Raw genomic sequence first — 16,851 nt, 5'->3', positions numbered from 1 at the left:
GATGCATCGCCATACGAACCTATTGATTACGGCTCTTTAGCTTATTCTGAAGCATACCGAGGAAAATATCAGCTAGAATAGCCAGCAGACAAGCTGGGATCGCACCCGCATAAATTTTGATATTATTTTGAAGGTTAAGGCCGGAATAAATTTCGCGCCCTAACCCTTCGCCGCCAATGAGTGGAGCAAGCGTTGCTACTCCGATAGCGATGACTGCAGCGATTCGAAGTCCCGCCATCAAGAACGGTAGCGCTAGGGGAAGTTGTACTTGTAGCAGCAATTGCATACTGCTCATGCCGACACCCTTGCCGGCTTCACTTACACCCGAATCCACCTGATTTAGACCTACATAGGTATTACGAATAATGGGTAGTAGAGAATATAAAAACAAGCCAACAACAACGGTTTTAAATCCTAAGCCAAGTACGATCATTAGTAAAGCTAACAAAGCTAGGCTTGGAATAACTTGAATGAAGTTTGCGACTGGCAAGATAATGGCTGCTAGTTTTTTGCTGCGAGCACTGAGGACACCGAGTGGAATACCCACAATAAGCGCGAGCCCCAAACCGCTGAACACCATGACAATATGCACCCATGTTAAGTGTAAAAGGTAACCGGCGTTCTCTTTGACATATTCCAAGAGATTTAGATCCGATCTAGGGGGATTCACGTCAGCGTCAAGTAGATGAATTGTTTTCAAAAACTCATAAGCCACTTCTTTCGTTGAGCGTTTATTGACTTCAACTTCATAATTAAGCGCGCTCATTGTAGTTGTATCCAATTTCCCTACCAATAAAGAAATCATGTCGTTCAATTCTGGATGCTGTTTTAAGGTATCATTTCTCACTACAGGCGATGCATCATAAGGTGGGAAAAACTGTTTATCATCTTTCAATGTTTTCAAATCATATTGTTTTAATCCTGAATCCGTCGTATAAGCGACGACAACATCGACTTTTTTGTCAGCCGCCGCTTTATGGACTAAGGAGATCTCCATCGGAAGTGTTTTCTTGAACTTGAATCCATAAAAATTGGTAAACGCATTGTAACCGTCATTATCCCGTTCAAGCCAGGTTGAGTCGACCCCAATGATCATAGCTTGGGCATGACTCTTCAAATCAGACACAGTATTCAGCTTATATTGTTTAGCCACGTCCTGGGTTACAGTTAATGCATACGTATTCTCAAAGCCATACGAATCAAACCATTTGAAATCAAAGTATTTGTTGAATCCTTCTTGGGCTTGTTTTAGAACCTCTTGACGATCGTTGGTCTTATTAACCGGAAAATGGTTGTTGAAAATTTCCCCGGAATATAAGGTGCCCATTTGGATTTCATTGCTCTTCATGGCAGTGATAATAATGGGACTAGATGCAAGATCGGGTACAATTTTTACCTTAAGCTTCGTACGTTCTTCAATGAGGACTTTATACATTTCCGCCAGAGTTTTGGCTTCTGTGTAGGTTTGTGTACCTATTTGTATCGTATCTGTGGCACCCTTACCGCATGCGGAGGCGACCAATGATAATAAGATAAAGCTTAAGGCGGCAACCCGTGTTGTTGTTTTTCTCATTTGTCCACCTGCAGTTTGATTTTTATGTTAGTTTTAATAGAAGACCATCTTTCGATAGCTCCGAATAAAAGATCAGCTAGAAATGCCAGCAAGATTGCAGAAGCGGCTCCTGTTATGATAAGTTCCTTCTTATTTACTCCAATACCTGAAACGATGAGCTCTCCTAAGCCTCCAGCACCAATCAAGGCTGCAAGTGTGGTCCAGCTAATAATATAGACCGTAGTGACGCGGATACCCGACATAATGTAAGGAAAAGAAAGTGGAAGTTGGATTTGTAACAACCGTTGAGTGGCGTTAAAACCCATGCCTCGAGCGGATTCTAACATGGCTGGATCAACAGAGTTAAACCCCTCGTATGTGTTTCGTAAAATAGGTAATAAGGAGTAGAGAAACAGGGCAAAGATTGCCGGTTTCATTCCTATTCCCATGAGTGGAATGAGAATAGCTAGCAGAGCAAGGCTTGGAATAGTCTGAAATATATTGGTAATGGTAAAGATCAACGTATGTAGCCATTTAATCTTATTCTTCGACAGAAAAATTCCTAAAGGAACGGCAACTAGTATCCCCAAAAGCATAGAAGCAGCAGTGATGACCAAATGCTGTTGAATCGCCGTCAGAATGTCCAAATAACGTTCTTGTAGAAATTCCAAATACGTGTAAAAAAAATTAGACTTCGGCATCGACATTGCCCCCATTAAGTGGAGGAGAGTAGACTTCTGCCAGATGGCTAACTACACTTCCTCGCGTAATAAGTCCGATTAACTCGTTGTCTCCCTTTACAACGGCTAAATTAGACAACTGATATTCAGTCATGATGTTCAAAGCAACCGAAAGAGAAGTTCCGGATTGCACGATATGTACCACAGGCATCATGACATCGGCAACGGTTTTGGTTTCTTCTCCATATTGGTCCAGAACGCGATAAATCGATACACTACCCTGCAAACGGTTATTTTTATCGACAATTAGCAAAGAGTCCACACGTCTTTTTTCCATGATTTTCATCGCCGAGGCAAGACCTCTGGATGGATAGGCGGTCGCTGGATTTTCTACCATGACTTCGTCTACGGTGGGTGCTTCTAAAGCATTTACCTGCATTCTTTTCGCACCAAAAAAGTTTTTCACAAAATCGTTCGCTGGATGACGCAGTATTTGTTCAGGTTGTCCAGTTTGGATGACTTCACCATCCTTCATCAATATAATGGTGTCGGCAATTTTGATTGCTTCATCCATATCATGAGTGACGAAGACAATCGTCTTTTTTAATTCCTGTTGTAAACGAATTAGCTCTTCCTGCAGCTGTTCACGGCTAATGGGGTCTAAAGCGCTAAAAGGTTCATCCATTAGGATAACGGTAGGATCCGCAGCCAAAGCGCGTATGACACCGATTCGCTGTTGCTGTCCTCCACTTAATTCAGAGGGGAAACGGTTTGCATATAAGTCGGGATCTAAGTTTACCATCTTTAAAAGTTCGTCTACCCTTGCTTCCGTTTTTTGTTTTTCCCATTTCTGCAAGCGGGGCACTACACCCACGTTTTTAGCAATAGTCATATGTGGAAACAGTCCGATACTTTGAATCACATAACCTATCTTTCTGCGAAGAGTTACGGGATTCATAGTAGAAATATCCTCACCATGGAGGGTTATTTTTCCTTTGGAGGGTTTAATTAATCTATTTATCATTTTCATTGTCGTTGTTTTGCCGCAGCCACTGGGACCTATTAGTACGGTGATCTCGCCTTCCTCGATCGTTAGATTAATATCCTTAAGTACGACATTTCCATTCTCATATACCTTGTTAATCGCTTGAAATTGAATCATTCTCTTACCGCCTTCTCTGATTAGGACTGATATGTAAAGTATTGAATAAATGGTTACGATCTCGCCCGTGCGCAATAAGAAAACATTGTTTTTTTGAAGAACTCCTCCTCCGTAAGTTTAGCCATATTTCCAATTACATATTCAGCTCTAGTCAGTTCAAAACAGCAAATGGACAGTCTTTTCCAATACAGCATTTACAGGCAAGCTACTTGTTTACCAGTTTGTTTTTAGCAATATATGAAGCGCAACTTATTATTCAAGAAAAAACGACTGGAATTATAAAAATTGTTATGACAGCTTAGATCGTGCAGAATGCTGTCAATGTGGGAGGGTACGAATGGGATACTTCAATTGTTCTGAAGCAAAAGTAGGTTTCTTAGAACGCTTCAGAGTCCATATGCTTCATTAACGGGTATTAGACTGGGGATGTGCCAAAGCAATAAATAATGTCACTTGGGATAAAGACTTATCTTTTTCCTATTGGGCTGAAAGATACACAGAGTCAGCGGCATATTTGTTAAGTTAGAACGTTAAAGAACAATTAGAGCAAACACATTCCTTCGGACACATACATGTTTGCAGGCTCAGTATGGATCAACTTATAGCTTGCAAGAAAGCTTATGCATACAACTGCAATCTCTGTACTTAAAGCAGAAATCATGAGTTGATAATCAGATTTTCGCTAATGCCAAGTCGATACGACAAGAAATAGCCAGGTAATGTTATGAAAAGTAGTTTGTAAATTCGCAAAGTTCTTTGGCGGCGTTTTTGCTATCAATCTTGTTTTCTTTCAGCATTTCGCTGACAGGACAGTGTCCTCAAAATCCTTGACATCGTAACTTTTTTCGCCGGACTTACGCACGAAGCAAAATACACCCAGTGCAACCGCCATATTCCGTACATCGCTTCCATTCTCCGTTTAGCTCAGCAGCCAGCATGACATTTTCAAGAACTGTGAAGAAAATCTTACGAGCCTGGCTCACTTGACATTTTCCTGAATGCTCTCGGGGACATTCCCGTATGTTCCTTGAACACGCGGGAAAACGTTCGGAAAGATTCGAACCCAGAGTCGACGGAGATGTCCAAAATGGACATTTCCGTCGTAAGCAATAGAGAAGATGCGCGCCTGACTCTCAATTTATGGATATAATCCAGGAAATGCGTATTCAAAGTCCTCTGGAACAAGCGGCTGATATAAGCGGGACTGGCATCGAATTTTTTACATAATCCGTCTTGCGTGAGTTCATTCAAATAATTCGTGTGTACAAATTGAATGATATCCCAATCCAATTTTTTTATTTTCGCATTTTGAATGTGGGAATGGCTCAGAATCGCGGTGGAGTGGGAGCGCGCATAGAGAGCCAGGGCTTCGATCACTTTGGAGCGGATCACGCTGTATTTGCCTATCTTAGAGCTACTATACTCGCTCGCTATCGCGCTGCAAATCAGATTCATCTCCCGGGCATCGTTCTCGTTCAAATCGTTGTAGGAAGGTAATTGATTGCCGACTTGAAGTAAAATTCGGCCGAGCTGGGCATCGGTCGTGGATTCGAAGATCAGGCTGATATCGAACATGCAGCAAAAAAGATGGAGCGGCGCCTCCGGATTGGTATGGATTTCATGGATATGGTGGGGCAGCAGGAAGCTGATCGATCCGGGCTTCAATTCGTGGGTAATTCCGTTAAGCGTTTCTGTTCCGCGGCCGTTCATAACGAGAGACAATTCAAGAAAGTCGTGATGATGAAGCGGGATGTCTTCTTTGAGCAGATTGGACAAGCAGTAGAAAGGAAGCTGTCCCTTTTCGAGGCTCGAGTAGTTTAAGGAATCCGTGTATTCGAGATATGCGGTCATCGGCTTCCCCCCATATCAAAACTCGTGAAATTCTAAGGTCATAACATAGACCCGCGCTTAAGGCAAGTTTACCTTACAACCCGTGAAGCATGCAATTTATTTTTCCCCAAGCGTCTTTTTTTTTTTTGCGTGCCAGCACTTGCAAACCGGTATCTATGGGCTGATCGAAATTCGGTTTCAAATGAGGCCTCCGATTGGCCGATACCGTAAGGGCCTTGGCTGAGCCGCCACGTTAACGTTCTTGTCGCAGATCGCCGCCGTCGATGCCCACACAGTATGTGTCCATCTGCTTAGATTCGCACTCCCGTTTCGGTACTTGTTGTTTTCGGTCTTGCTGTTGTCCTGATCCGTTTACTTGGGAAGATAGTACAAAGACAATTATATTTCAATATTTTTTTTAACATATAAAATAATAGGTAAAAAAATTCGCGAGCATAGGATTTTGACTTGTTTGTGAAAAATATGACCGAATTGCTGATATACATCATTGTATAATGAAGCCGTCTAGCAGAAGATAGCGCAATGGAATGAAAGGGCTTACGCTTCGTTTGCCGCAATTATGAACAGGGAGGATTTGCATGAGAAACAGAGTATTCAAAGCAGTTATGGTTCTGATGTGTGCATTCGCAGTAGTCGCTGCCGGGTGCGCGAAGGGCAACGAAGCAGTAAATACATCCCAAGGTTCAACGTCTCCATCCGCAAGCGCAGGCAATACAGGCGATAGTCCTTCGGCGACGCCGAAGGAGACAGTCGAACTGACGATGGTTATGCAGAACGCCGGATTGCCGGTCCCGGATGGCATTGATCCGAACAACAACGAATTCATTAACATTGTCAAAGAGTACGCGAACGTAGATCTGAAGATGACCGTTAATGATATTGGCGCTCACGCGGGCAAGCTGAATCTGATATTGGCATCCAACAATCTCCCCGACATCGTTCAGACGAACGATGTCGATCCTGTCAACGTTGCGGCGGATCAGGGCGCTTTCATCGATCTCAAGAAGTATTACGACAACTCTGAGGAAATCCAGAAGTGGATCACCCCCGCTATGATGGATATGGCGAGTTACAAGGGGCATTACTACCGGCTTCCGATGGCTGCGGGCAAGGATTTGCCGCAAGGGTCAGGCAACTACGTACGGAAGGACCTTCTTGACAAGTTCAACGGAGGCAAGACCCCGGACACCATCGAAGGCTACGTGGAAGTGATGAGGAAAATCAAAGAAGCCAATCCGAATGCCACACCGCTTACCGCCTATGCCGATCCGGGTGCGGGCTCCATCTTCGTCGGTGGAAATGTGTTCTTCCAATGGTACGGCGCAAGTCCGAACAAATTCCGCGTGCAAGATGGCCAGGTTGTCAGCACATTCGTGCTTCCGGAATACCGGGCAGCCGTAGAACTGCATAAGCAGCTCTTTAATGAGGGTTTGCTCGATCACAACTTCGCGACCAACGACTGGGGCAAATGGTTCGCGGCTCTGGACAAGGACGCTTTGCTCATATTTGACGGTGCGGACCAGCTTATGGCGCTTGCGGCGTATCATAAGATAAGCAAGGGTACAGAGGCGGATACGTCATTCCGCTCCCAGATCGCGTTTGTGCCGAAGCTGGCGAGCTACCCGGCAGTAGTGAAGGATCAGAAATATACGTATGGGAAGAAAGGGTCTCCGATCATTTGGTATGGCCTGTATATCTCCAGTAAAAGCAAATATCCGGATCGGGCCTGGAGCGTGTTCGAAGGTCTTGCTTCCGATAAGCTGAACGAAGCCATCTACTGGGGCAGGGAAGGCTCGGAGTACGTCGTCCAGGATGGCAAGAGGATTCCGGACGCCAAGAAATTGCTGGATCCCAACCGTTATTGGTCCATACATTTATCGACCATTCGCGGGTTTGCCGCCGGTCAGGAGTCGAAAGATGCGCAACAGATTCAGGTGCTGGGCCAGGAAGACTACGACTATTCCCACGATAGTCTGAAATACCCTGCCGAGATGGCTGAGGAAGCCGGCGTTGATATGTTTGCCGTCATTCCCGTGCCGGACGAAGCCAAAGTGAAGCTGCCGGAATCCAACATCTTCCTGGCTGCCGCAACGGTTGATGCCATCACCGGTAAAATCACGATGGAGCAATTCGACAAGAAGGTCGAAGAGTACAAGGAGAAATACGGCTTTATTGGCGAGGCGTACACGAAGTACATGAACGAGCATAAGGAACAACTAGAAGGCTGGGGTGTCAAGGAAGTCAACTGGTAATATCGTAAATGCGGCACGGGTATGGGGTATGTCTGCCATACACCCCATATCCGTGCTTATGAATGAGTTACGAAGGGCAGAGGAGGTGTGATCACAGGATGGAGATGGCTGGGAAGCGCGGCACAAGAAAAAGGTATACCAAAAGACAATTTGGGCTGTATATGATGATTGCCCCCATGGTCGTTCTCTTGTTTCTGTTCAGCTATATTCCAATGTATGGAATCGTTATTGCTTTCCAGGATTATTTCCCGTTTACAGGCGTTAGCGGGAGCAAGTGGGTCGGATTCAAGCATTTCGCCTACTTTCTGACGGACGACACGTTTTATTACGTGCTGAAGAATACCCTCATCATCAACTTTTATGATATTGTATTCGGATTCACTGCACCGATCGTGTTTGCGATTCTGGCCAATGAATTAATGCACCAACCGTTCAAGCGCATCATCCAATCGATCTCCTATTTACCGAACTTCTTCTCCTGGGTCGTTGTGGCCGGTCTGATGCAGCTGGTGCTGACGTCGGATAAGGGCGGTCTTGTCAACGATGCGCTTCACTGGCTGTTCGGGATCGGACCAATCAGCTTCCTGACGGACAGCAAGTTGTTTGTCCCGCTTGTTGTGGTGCTGGATATCTGGAAAAGCGTAGGCTTCAGCGCGATTCTGTACTTTGCGACGATCACCAATATCCCTTCGGAGCTGTACGAAGCAGCCTCCATAGACGGCGCGTCCAGAATAAGAAAGATGTACCACGTTACCCTGCCGGGCTTGATACCGATTATCGTCCTTTTGTTCCTGCTGAAGCTGTCCACCATCTTTACCATCGGATTCGACCGGATTTTCAACCTGCAAAATCCGATGGTATACAACGTCTCCGAGGTAATCAGCACCTACGTATATCACGTCGGTCTCCAGCAAGCGCAATTCAGTCTGACGACAGCGATCGGTCTGGCGCAGAGCGTGATCGGATTTACCTTGCTCATCTTGAGCAACTGGCTGTCCAAGCGGTTTGTCGGTTTGGGATTGTACTAAGGCAGCTTCGCATATCAAGAGGAGGGCAACATCGTGATTAGAAATTCCCCTTCGAGAATCCTGTTTGAAGTATTCAACTATACGGCCTTTACCCTCTTTACGTGTGCCGTCCTTATTCCTTTCCTACACGCGCTCGCGATTTCGTTAAGCGATTACAATTCGGTCCTGAACGGCTCGGTCCGTCTATGGCCGGTCAATTTCAACATAGACGGTTATTTGAAAATTTTGACGAACATGAATTTCATCATTATTTTTGCGAATACGGTAGGCCTGACGGTCGTAAACACAAGTCTTAGCATAGCTTTCGCTCTAGCGGCGGGCTATGTGCTTGCCAGCAAACATCTGATCGGCCGAAAGATGCTGATGACGTACTTCCTGATTCCCATGTACTTCAGCGGGGGCTTGATTCCGTTCTATCTGACCGTTACCAATCTGCATATGAACAATACGTACTTTGCGCTTATTGTTCCCTTACTGGTGAATGTCTTCTACGTCATTATATTCAGAAACTCCATTGCGGGCGTACCCGCAGAGCTCGCCGAATCGGGGGAGATGGATGGCGCGGGCGACCTGAGGATTCTCGTACACATTATTTTTCCGGTCATCAGCCCGATGGTCGCAGCCTTTGCCATCTTCAGCGCAATTGCGTATTGGAACGAATGGTTTAATACGATGATATTTATTCAGGATCCTCATATGTATACGCTTCAATACTGGTTGCGGCAGCTTATGGTTGCCAATGAATTCACCGACTCGCCGAACAATCCGCTGAGAGGTGTGGTACAACTGGCCAGAGTCAATCAGAAAACGCTGGCTATGTCGGCAACCCTGATTACGATTATTCCGATTGCCCTCGTGTATCCTTTTCTGCAAAGATTCTTTATCCATGGCATTATCGTAGGTGCGGTTAAAGGGTGAAAAAGTCAATCGACTTCGATAAGTATGATTTCAAAGATGAAACGATCCGCCTAAATTGGACATACAGAAGGGAATTGAGAAAATGAGCTTAGCGATCAATGGAGGGACGCCCGTTCGGACGGCGCCGTTCGCACAGTGGCCGGTTTTCGGTGAATTGGAGCAGACAATGTTGCTTAACGTGCTGAATTCAGGTAAATGGGGAGGCGTTGGAGGAACATTTACCGGAGAGGAACCGTACATCCCCCGGTTTGAGAGGGAGTTCGCAAAATATCAAAACGCCAATTACAGCGTCAGTTGCGTTAACGGCACGGTGGCGATCACGGTTGCGCTTCAGGCGGCAGGCGTAAAGCCCGGCGACGAGGTTATCATTCCTCCTTATACCTTCATTGCCACCGCTACCGCCGCGCTTGCTTTCGGAGCGATTCCCGTATTCGCGGATATCGAGGAAGATACATTGCTGATCGATCCGGACAAGGTGGAAGCAGCGATTACGCCGAAGACCAAAGCGATCATAGCCGTGCATGTGGCCGGGGCCCCGGCCAACATGACGCGTCTGCTGGAAATTGCGCGCAAGCATAATCTCGCGTTGATCGAGGACGCCGCACAGGCTGTAGGCGCACAATGGGAAGGCAAAGGCGTTGGCGCAATCGGTGATTTGGGGACGTTCAGCTTTCAATCCAGCAAAAACTTGAACGCCGGCGAAGGCGGTATTGTATTAATGAATGAGAAATCGTTATGGAGCGCCGCGTGGTCGATCTGCAACGTCGGACGTATTCCGGAAGGAGGTTGGTACCAACACGAAGTATTGGGCCAAAATTATCGGATGACCGACATTCAGGCCGCATTATTGCTCGCGCAGATGACACGGATCGAAGAACAAATGCAACGTCGCGAAGCTAACGTCGCCCTACTTGACCGGTTATTGGGCAAAATTGAGGGAATTTCTCTGCTCAAGCAAGACGCTCGCATCACTCGGCACGCGAACCATGTGTATTTATTCAAGCTATCGCCTGATTTCGCGAGGAACGTCAACAAGGAGGAGTTTATCCACAGGGTGAACGCGGAAGGCATTCCGGTGTTTTACGGTTATGTGCCGTTGAACCGCACGAATGCCGTAATCAGCGCAACGAAAGACTGGCTTGGAGAAGAGCGGGTTTACGATTGCCCCGTCTGCGAGAGATTGTGCGCGTCCGAAGCGCTGATGCTTAGCCAGAACGTGCTGCTTTCCGAGGAACAAGCCATGTACGATATCGCCGAAGCGTTGGAAAAGGTTATCCGTTCGTATGACGAATGAACGAAGCCTAAGGGTTGCTGTCGCAGGCTGCGGGACGATGGGGAAATTGTATGCGTCGGTTTTGACCCGAATGGTTGATATCGAGCTCGCCGGTTTTTATGCGCGTCGATCGGAAAGTGCGATCGACGCGGCCGCCAGCTTCGGAACCCGATTATTCATGTCGTATGAAGAGTTGCTGGCGGAAGCGGATATCGATGTCGTGTGCATTACGCTTCCCACATATTTACATCGACAATACGCGGTTCAAGCGGCTGAAAGAGGAAAACACGTCATTTGCGAAAAGCCGATGGCGCTGACCCTGGAAGATACGGAAGCGATGATGAGAGCAAGCGAGCGATATGGAACGCGGCTGCTGGTCGGGCATGTGCTCCGCTTTGCCCCTGAGTATCGGAATTTGCGCGATCACGTCTTGAGCGGAAAAATCGGGAAGGTCGGAGTCGGCCATGCGAGGAGAGCCAGCTTGCATCCGCCTTCAGGAAGTTGGTTCAAGAACGAAGAAATGAGCGGCGGCGTCCTGTTCGACCTGATGATACACGACATTGATTTCATGCGGTGGACGTTGGGAGAAGTAAGGAGCGTTTACGCGTCATTAACGACCGCCTCCGGCATTGAATACGCGAATGCGACTTTGCGGTTCGCAAGCGGCGCCATCGTGAATCTGGAGGCGCATTGGGGATACCCGGGACCGTTCCTTGCCGAAGTGGAGCTGGCTGGACAATCTGGCGTCATGCGCTGCAGCAACCAAAACGGACAGTCTCTGATTGTTCGGCAAATGGAATCCCCTGGAATAGCAGGAGAAGGCGTACATATTCCGAGCTTTCTGCTGAAGAAGGACCCGTATGAAGCAGAAATCGAGCATTTTATCGCATGTATCCGAACAGGCGCCGAACCGGTCGTATCGGCCGAGGATGCAAGCCGCGCCGTCGAAATCGCTCTTGCGGCCGGATGTTCGGCACAAACCGGACTTCCGCAAAAGCTATAGCTGTGCAGGATCGTTCATGAGGAGGTTCGTTAATTGGATATCGTAAATATCGGGATCGTCGGTTTTGCCCATCCGCATGTTCATGGTTATTTGAGTGTGCTGCTTGATCGTAACGATGTCCGCGTCCTGGGGGGATGGGACGAAGATGCGCACCGCGCGGCGACCGTACTTGGGCCGCTGGGATTGACCGTCTATGATACGCTTGACGCCCTGCTGTCATCTGCAATTGATGCGGTCGTTGTCTGTTCGGAGAATGTTCGACACGCGGAATTGACGATCGCTGCGGCACGATCAGGAAAACACGTATTATGCGAGAAACCGCTGGGCACATCGATGAAAGACATGAACGACATGGTTCGCGCCTGCCGGGAAGCGGGAGTCCAGTTAATGACGGCGTTTCCTTGCCGCTATTTCCCGGCAGTTCGCGAAGCGAAATTGACTGTGGAGCGCGGCGAAATCGGCACCGTCCTGGCGATTAAAGGGACCAACCGCGGGACGATGCCCGGGGATTGGTTCGTTGAGCCTTCCCTATCGGGGGGAGGCGCCGTTATGGATCATACCGTGCATGTTATGGATTTGATGCGCTGGATTCTTGAAGACGAGCCTGACGTTGTCTATGCGGAGGTGGGGCGATTGTTTCACGACGATCTGGCTGTTGAAGACGCGGGTTTGATTCACGCAACGTTCCGAGGCGGGCAGAAGACTGTGCTGGACACCAGTTGGTCGAGAGGTAAATCATTCCCCATGCGAGGCGACGTGACGATGGAAATTATCGGCACAAGCGGAATGATCAGCGTCGATGTCTTTGCTCAGAAAAATGAATTATTCCGCGACGAGAGCACGCGAGCCGAATGGAGCTATTGGGGGGACAACGCGAACGAAGATTTGATCGGAGATTTTATTCAATCACTCAGATCGGGCACACCGGCGCCGATAACCGGCGAAGACGGCTTGGCTGCCACGGCTGTGGCACTGGCAGCGTACGAATCGGCCAGCCTTGGAGTCCCCGTAGTCTTGGAGGTAGGATGATGCTGCATATTGGAACAGCCAAAGTGAATATAACGCCTAGCCGGCCAGTTCCCCTTGGAGGGTTTGCTTCCAGATTGGGCTTGGGCGGTTTCCAAGGGGTTTCGCATCCCTTGTATGCGAGAATATTATGTTTTCAACACAGCGTTGCGGACGGAAAGACGACATTGGCCGTTCTGGGCAGCGCCGATCTGCTCTGGTGGGGAAGCCAGATGGTCGAAGCGTTGAAGCAGCGCATACGTGAGCTTTGTCATGTAGATACCGTTATTCTTCATGGCACGCATACGCACTCTGGGCCGCAAATCTGGGACGGGTTCTCCGAATACGGCGGCAGCATCGACCTCGCCTACATTGCGGAACTCGAGACAACGGTGCTGCAGGGTGTTGAAGCGGCGATGTCCAACATGGAGCCGGTTACTGTGGACATCGGGCGCGGCGTTTGCGACATTGCGACCAATCGAAGGAGCAAGGCTGACGACGGGATACGAATCGCCCCCAACCCGAATGGACCGGTAGACCGTGAACTGACTGTGCTTCGCTATAAGTCGGCACACGATGAGCGAACCAAGGCGGTGCTCGTCCATTATGCGTGTCATCCGGTCGTGACGTCGGACAACTTGATTTCCTCGGAATTCACCGGAGTTGCGATGGAGGAACTGGAGCAATCGATAGGGGATGGCGCGATCTGCGCCTACTTGCAGGGCTCCTGTGGGGATATAAACCCTCACGACGGAGATATGGGCGGGGATGCGCAGGTCGTCATGCTTGGTTGCCGGTTAGCAAACGACGTGAACAAGGTGCTGGCGGGAGCCATGCGCCGCGTTGACTCCATTAGTCTCCGGTCTGTGCGGATGAGCGTCGAGCTTCCGTTGCAAGCGCTGCCGGAACGCGAATATTTGGAATCCCGGTTAGGCGAACCGGGCGTAATGGGGGAGTGGAGCCGCAAGCTTCTTTCCAGGCAGGAAGGAATTCCCGCGAGCATGTCGCTCAAGATGACGGGATTAGCCCTCACCGAAGGCTTCGCTGTGCTGGCCATGAACGCGGAAGTGGTTGTTGAATACGGCTTGTATCTCAAATCAGCATCCAATAAAACGGTCGTTCCGCTAGCGTACAGCGACGGAATGATTGGATATATCCCAACGGCCAGGCAGTTGGCGGAGGGCGGATACGAACCGATCGACTCCACCTATTATTTCGGCTTGCCGGCTCCATTCGCTCCTGAGGCCGAAGGAATATTGCGGGAGGCACTGGACGTTGTCGCGCGCGAGTTCTGCGATGCCAAGCAATCGTGACAGGGCAGCCTATTATACAGAGAATACCAGGTATGGTGTATGCATCTGCACAAAAATGCGAAGGAGCGATATGAATGAGAGTCTTAAAGGTTCTTGTCCCTGTGCTGTTTCTGACAGCCATGATTTTCATTTTGAATTTGCGGCCTGTTAGTGCGGCTTCCGGACCGGAAGTACCGCTTATTACCGATGCAAAGATCCACTATGGCTTCGTTATCTGGGAAACCACTCCGCGAGCCGACGGTAAGGTTCATGTAGACACTCCGGCGACGATAGCCAGAGCGAAGGAGCTGAATGTGAATACCTTTGCTTTCTTATTGTGGCAGCGTGCCGAGGATTGGGATGATTTTCGGTATGAGTTTCTGCCCGCTGCACAAGAAGCCGGAATAAAGGTATGGGCCTATTTGACTCCTAAGTCTGAGGGGTACTCGCTTCCATATAAGGGTGATTTCAAAAGATGGGCTGAGGAGATCGCCGCGCTGTCCATTACCTACCCGTCCCTGGAAGCATGGGGCATGGATGATTTCACGGCAAATCTTGACGAATTTACACCGGCGAAAGTTAAAGAAATACAGGATTATGCCCTCGCTATCAACCCAAAGTTGGCTTTTATCGTCTGCGCCTATGTTTACAGTGTAGACGACGCATTTGCGGACAATTATAAAGATAGGATCGACGGGATTATTTTTCCTCATGCCGAGAGAACCGAGATCAATCTGGAAAGGGATCTGAACAAGCTTTACGATATACTACATCCGCGTAATATACCGATCTACTTCACGCCCTACGCGACTTTTTCAAATTACTCTTCAATGAAATCGGCGGAAACGATAAAGAAGGAAATGGAGATAGCTTATAAGTTTTACGAGGAAGGTAAGATCCAGGGGTTTTTTATCTACTGCACGCCTATGGAGACTACGGATGAGATATGGCTGCTTCCCAATGACCCCAACCCATATCCTTCTTCTGGTGACTGGTACTATGAATTTACCAATGATGAGTTGATCATTCCATGGGATTACCATCATACCGAAGCAGGCGCCAACGCTACCGTGTCCCAGACCGCAGCCGTAACCACGCCCAACAGTACAAATGTTTCCTTTGATGCCTATTCCTACGCCCAAAAAGGTTATGAGGTCGGAGGCTATGCGCGTATATCCTACCCGGCAGTGCCCGGAGGCGCGGACATCTATGGCGAAATTTCACAGGAAGTAAATGTAACTGACGGAGCAAACGCATCGGTAAGCTTTAAAGTGAAGGATACGTATGATGCAACCGCATCGTCGGGATATATATTTAAACAATTCCTGATAGACGACGTGGTCGTATGGGAAGAGGATGTCAGCGGAGGGGATGCAAATTGGGAACAGATCACCTTGCCTCTCGGAGACTATTTGAAGGATAAATCAACGGCCAGAATTCAACTGCGCCAGATAAATAAAAAGACAGTCGATTGGTTTCCTTCTGTTACCAACTGGGCTGATATTGAAGCCACAGGTTTTGAAGTGTTAAACCCAGGTTTTGAAGGCCATGAGGGATGGACCAAAAAGCGCTCAGGTGATATTTCGGCGAATCACGACTTTTCCATAGCCTATCCTGCCGTACCTTCAGCCGCCGGAGATGTGGGGGCAAAGGATAAGATCGCCGCCATTCAGGAATCAGATGAATACAAGCTTGATATAAAAGTAAGAGACGACTTTACAGGTGCCATAGGCGATTATCATATGATGCAAATATTAGTTGACGGCGCGCTTGTGTGGGAAAAGGATATTGCGGGAGGCACCTCGGGCTGGGACGATGTAAGCTTGGATTTGACCAGCCAGATGAAAGGTAAGCCGGATGCTGTAATAACATTCCAGGTCTATGAAAAGAACGGTGTGTATTGGCACCCCGTAAAGACGGAATGGAGAATCATGTCAACCTCAGGCTTTACCTTAAGTGACGGCGACTTTCATAATAGCAATGACAAATGGATTTATTCGGATTCGAATCCAAACCAATATAAAGTGGAAATTGTACCGTATTCAAGCAAGGTTCAGCTGCAGCTGCTGGTAGACGGAGACGTAATCTGGAGCCGAGACGTTTCCAAAATTATCGCAAATCCCTGGGCAAGATATACGGTGGATACTTCGGCTTACACTGCGGGGAAAAGCTCTGTGGATATTACCTTCCGGATGTATATTGCGCAAGATATCAACAGCCTCCCTGTGATTATCAGACTTGATAATCTTGCGGTTGAGGGGATGACGATGCAGAATTTGAGCTTTGAGGATACCACTGCCTGGACATCAAACTTTACGGATCAGAATGTAGTTCCGGCCTATGGAGGACCTAAACGCGGTCTTAGAGTGTTTGACACCATTAGGGAATTCTTTACAAGGATATCTGATATACCCGTAACAGGTGTTGAACGTGGTAATAAGGATGTGAATATCAGCTTTGATATCATCTCGCCCAACGGGAAAGGATATAAGGTCTTTATTTCCGAAACCGGCAAGGCGTACGATTTTGTTGAATATACAAATGTAAATTACAACTCAAAAGGAGCGCATATCAAGAAGCTCGACAACGGGAAAACCTACTATATATTCGTTGAATACTCCAATGGATCAGAGATTATGAGAAGTGGGATTGTTACAGTCACTCCCGGCAGCACATAAATGGATGGGCAGTCTCGAGGAAGGCAAATTAGCCAACGTGCTGCTCCTATCGCCGCAGTTTAAGTTGAAGCCCGACAGTATACTGTCGGGCTTTGTTTGTATCTATAGTCATACTTGGACTGTCTAAACTGTTATTTTTGTGGTTTATTACCTTAGT

Annotated in this window: 12 protein-coding genes and 1 pseudogene; 8 read left to right on the top strand and 5 right to left on the bottom strand. The window is 48.0% G+C overall.

Annotation, left to right across the window (positions count from 1 at the left end; all coding sequences use genetic code 11):
* Positions 1-19: 19 nt before the first annotated feature.
* From IEY46_RS36390 to IEY46_RS16520, 5 genes and pseudogenes are all read right to left on the bottom strand, one after another.
* Positions 20-580, bottom strand: coding sequence for an ABC transporter permease (locus IEY46_RS36390; RefSeq protein ID WP_373288835.1), 561 nt, complete (start codon positions 578-580; stop codon positions 20-22).
* A 99-nt stretch (positions 581-679) separates the two neighbouring features.
* Positions 680-1,573 (bottom strand): annotated as a pseudogene (locus IEY46_RS16535) (glycine betaine ABC transporter substrate-binding protein); the annotation flags it as partial.
* On the bottom strand, positions 1,570-2,253 hold the full coding sequence (locus tag IEY46_RS16530) for an ABC transporter permease (protein ID WP_188993061.1): 684 nt from the start codon (positions 2,251-2,253) through the stop codon (positions 1,570-1,572). The pseudogene IEY46_RS16535 and the gene IEY46_RS16530, both read right to left, overlap by 4 nt.
* Positions 2,240-3,394 carry an ABC transporter ATP-binding protein gene (locus IEY46_RS16525; protein ID WP_188993060.1) on the bottom strand — a complete coding sequence of 385 codons (1,155 nt, stop codon included), beginning with the start codon at positions 3,392-3,394 and terminating at the stop codon, positions 2,240-2,242. Before IEY46_RS16525 ends, IEY46_RS16530 begins: the two co-directional genes overlap by 14 nt.
* 966 nt (positions 3,395-4,360) lie before the next feature.
* Positions 4,361-5,245 (bottom strand): AraC family transcriptional regulator, encoded by an 885-nt coding sequence (locus tag IEY46_RS16520; RefSeq protein ID WP_188993059.1) that lies wholly within the window; start codon positions 5,243-5,245, stop codon positions 4,361-4,363.
* 578 nt (positions 5,246-5,823) lie between these two features.
* Here IEY46_RS16520 and IEY46_RS16515 point away from each other — a divergent pair.
* The 8 genes from IEY46_RS16515 (at position 5,824) to IEY46_RS16480 (ending at position 16,694) form a co-directional block, all read left to right on the top strand.
* On the top strand, positions 5,824-7,497 hold the full coding sequence (locus tag IEY46_RS16515; RefSeq protein WP_188993058.1) for a type 2 periplasmic-binding domain-containing protein: 1,674 nt from the start codon (positions 5,824-5,826) through the stop codon (positions 7,495-7,497).
* 98 nt (positions 7,498-7,595) lie between these two features.
* Complete coding sequence (locus IEY46_RS16510) at positions 7,596-8,525, top strand: ABC transporter permease (protein WP_188993057.1); 930 nt, start codon at positions 7,596-7,598, stop codon at positions 8,523-8,525.
* Between the two features lie 33 nt (positions 8,526-8,558).
* Positions 8,559-9,443 carry a carbohydrate ABC transporter permease gene (locus tag IEY46_RS16505; RefSeq protein WP_229750328.1) on the top strand — a complete coding sequence of 295 codons (885 nt, stop codon included), beginning with the start codon at positions 8,559-8,561 and terminating at the stop codon, positions 9,441-9,443.
* Positions 9,444-9,525: 82 nt separating this feature from the next.
* Positions 9,526-10,737 (top strand): DegT/DnrJ/EryC1/StrS family aminotransferase, encoded by a 1,212-nt coding sequence (locus IEY46_RS16500; RefSeq protein WP_188993056.1) that lies wholly within the window; start codon positions 9,526-9,528, stop codon positions 10,735-10,737.
* Positions 10,727-11,719, top strand: a complete 993-nt coding sequence (locus tag IEY46_RS16495) for a Gfo/Idh/MocA family protein (protein ID WP_188993055.1) — start codon at positions 10,727-10,729, stop codon at positions 11,717-11,719. The genes IEY46_RS16500 and IEY46_RS16495 overlap by 11 nt, the downstream gene beginning before the upstream one ends.
* A 33-nt stretch (positions 11,720-11,752) precedes the next feature.
* Positions 11,753-12,748 carry a Gfo/Idh/MocA family protein gene (locus IEY46_RS16490; RefSeq protein WP_188993054.1) on the top strand — a complete coding sequence of 332 codons (996 nt, stop codon included), beginning with the start codon at positions 11,753-11,755 and terminating at the stop codon, positions 12,746-12,748.
* The gene (locus tag IEY46_RS16485; RefSeq protein WP_188993053.1) at positions 12,748-14,037 is read left to right on the top strand and encodes a neutral/alkaline non-lysosomal ceramidase N-terminal domain-containing protein; all 1,290 of its coding nucleotides are present in this window, start codon (positions 12,748-12,750) and stop codon (positions 14,035-14,037) included. Before IEY46_RS16490 ends, IEY46_RS16485 begins: the two co-directional genes overlap by 1 nt.
* 74 nt (positions 14,038-14,111) lie before the next feature.
* Positions 14,112-16,694, top strand: a complete 2,583-nt coding sequence (locus IEY46_RS16480) for a hypothetical protein (protein ID WP_188993052.1) — start codon at positions 14,112-14,114, stop codon at positions 16,692-16,694.
* The last annotated feature ends 157 nt before the right edge of the window (positions 16,695-16,851 follow it).

Origin of the sequence: Paenibacillus nasutitermitis (assembly GCF_014641075.1) — a bacterium.
Lineage (GTDB): Bacteria > Bacillota > Bacilli > Paenibacillales > Paenibacillaceae > Paenibacillus_Z > Paenibacillus_Z nasutitermitis.
The sequence above is the reverse complement of the archived record's forward strand: the minus strand, read 5'-3'. Positions and strand labels throughout refer to the sequence as shown.